Raw genomic sequence first — 2,333 nt, forward strand, 5'->3', positions numbered from 1 at the left:
TTTTGCCGCTGCTGTCGCTGCTGGTAACGATCCTCACTCATTCTGAAATCCCCGGTTTGCGGTTAGGCTGGGCGTCAAAACTCATGCCGGTTTTTCGGCGGCTATCGTCGCCCATCAGCCACAGATAAAGCGGCATTAAATCTCGCGGCGTTTTTAGTTTTGACGGATCTTCTGTTGGGAAGGCGCTGGCGCGCATCGCCGTACGCGTGCCGCCGGGGTTAATGCAGTTCACGCGCAGGTTGTGTTGCTTATATTCCTCGGCCAGCACCTGCATCATGCCTTCTGTGGCAAACTTCGATGCAGCATAAGCTCCCCATCCAGCGCGGCCCTGGCGGCCAACGCTGGAAGTGGTGAAGACCAGCGAGCCGGATTCGGATTTGAGTAATAAAGGAAGCAAAGCCTGAGTCAGGAAAAAGGTGGCGTTAACGTTCACCTGCATCACGGCCTGCCAGGTGTCCGGGTTCTGCTTATCCATCGGCACCACGTCGCCAAGAATACCTGCGTTATGCAGTACGCCATCGAGGCGCGGAACCAGCGTAGCGAGCTTGTTTGCCAGACCGTGGCACTCTTCCGGGGTTGCCGTTGCCAGGTCGAGCGTGAACCAGTGCGCTGGCAGCAGGCCGTGGGACTGGATTTCGCCGGCTACGGCGCGAAGCTTCTGTTCGTTGCGTCCCAGCAGAATGACCGAAGCACCGAAGCGAGCGTAGGTGAGTGCGGCGACACGGCCGATGCCATCGCTGGCGCCGGTGACTAAAATAATTCGGTTTTGCAGTAAGTTATCTTGCGGCTGGTAGTGCACGGTTTTGCTCCTCGCGTGATGCAATATGCTCACGTCTTATTTCTCATTGGGTTACCGGGCTTTATGCCTCAAAGGCGGGCGCATTTCAATCAGCCTGACGGAGACAATGCTCAGGATTAACATTTTGCAAAAGTTTCCCTGCGCCAAACCCTTTAAGGAAGCGCTCTTCCTGCCTTTATAGTTACTTACAGACGAATGTGTACCAGCTCGGGTACACTGGCAGACATTAACAATGCTTAGTGATAAAGGCGGTAAATGTGGATCTGATTGCTAACTATGGGCTTTTTCTGGCTAAAGCGGTAACCCTCGTGGTTGCGATTGCCGCCGTGGCCATTATTTTGGTGAACGTAGCGCAACGTAAGAAACAGGCGCGCGGTGAACTACGCCTGACGAATCTGAGCGAACAGTATCAGGACGTAAAGCAGGAAATGCAGGTCGCTATGCTCGATCCGCACCAGCAGAAACTGTGGCATAAAGAAGAAAAGAAAAAACTCAAGCTTGAAGCTAAGCAGGCTAAAGCGCGGGCAAAACGTGGCGAAAAAACCAGTTCGGGCAAGCCAACGCTTTACGTGCTCGACTTTAAAGGCAGCATGGATGCTCACGAAGTGAGTTCCCTGCGCGAAGAGGTTACCGCCGTGCTGTCCGTGGTGAAGCCGAAAGATGAGGTTCTGCTGCGGCTTGAAAGCCCCGGCGGCGTGGTTCATGGCTATGGACTTGCGGCATCGCAGCTTCAGCGTTTACGTGACAAAGACGTCCCGCTAACGGTTGCGGTAGACAAAGTCGCGGCCAGCGGCGGTTATATGATGGCGTGTGTGGCTCAGCGTATTGTTGCCGCGCCATTCTCCATCATCGGTTCGATTGGCGTCGTGGCCCAAATTCCTAACTTCCACCGCCTGCTCAAACGTAATGACATCGACGTTGAGCTGCACACCGCGGGGCAGTACAAACGTACCCTGACGCTGCTGGGCGAAAATACCGAACAGGGACGTGAGAAATTCAGGGAAGATCTGAACGAAACGCATCACCTTTTCAAGCAGTTTGTCAGCAGCATGCGTCCCGCGCTTGATATTGAAGCGGTGGCTACGGGCGAGCACTGGTACGGTACTCAGGCGAAGGAAAAGGGCCTGGTGGATGACGTGGCGACCAGCGATGACCTGCTGTTGGGCATGATGAAAGATTTTGACGCCGTAAATGTCCGATATCTGCAGCGTAAAAAAGTAATGGATCGTTTCACCGGAAGCGCGGCGAACAGCGTTGACCGCCTGCTGCTGCGCTGGTGGCAGCGGGGAGAAAAGCCGCTGCTCTAAAACAATTATTTTCTAAAACAAGGCTGTTCTAAGACCAAAAAAGCGAGGCCCTGAGCCTCGCTTTTCGTTTAGTCCTGCAGCGAATACTTTTCAGACAGGACGTGGGCCAGGTGCTTAAACATATTAAACACCGCCGTGCTCTTCGGCGTCGGCAAGCCCTGTTCGTCCAGGAAGTATTCTCCACTAAAGACCAGCACGCCGTTTTTCTGGGCCACGCCGGTGGCTTC

3 protein-coding genes are annotated in these 2,333 nt (G+C 54.4%); 1 reads left to right on the forward strand and 2 read right to left on the reverse strand.

Features of this window, described 5'->3' with window-relative positions; all coding sequences use genetic code 11:
* Positions 1-37: 37 nt before the first annotated feature.
* A complete protein-coding gene (locus HX778_RS24545; protein ID WP_176983320.1) occupies positions 38-799 on the reverse strand; it encodes a YciK family oxidoreductase in 762 nt (253 codons plus the stop codon).
* A 257-nt stretch (positions 800-1,056) separates the two neighbouring features.
* Between HX778_RS24545 and sohB the strand changes: the two genes are divergently transcribed.
* Positions 1,057-2,106 (forward strand): protease SohB, encoded by a 1,050-nt coding sequence (gene sohB / locus HX778_RS24550; protein WP_038471899.1) that lies wholly within the window; start codon positions 1,057-1,059, stop codon positions 2,104-2,106.
* 68 nt (positions 2,107-2,174) lie between these two features.
* On the opposite strand, the gene HX778_RS24555 is transcribed toward sohB, so the two are convergent.
* Positions 2,175-2,333 (reverse strand): DUF2498 family protein (locus HX778_RS24555; protein WP_176983321.1); only part of this gene is annotated, 159 nt, incomplete at its 5' end.

The organism is Cedecea sp. P7760, assembly GCF_013386425.1.
Taxonomy (GTDB): Bacteria; Pseudomonadota; Gammaproteobacteria; order Enterobacterales; family Enterobacteriaceae; genus Cedecea; species Cedecea selenatireducens.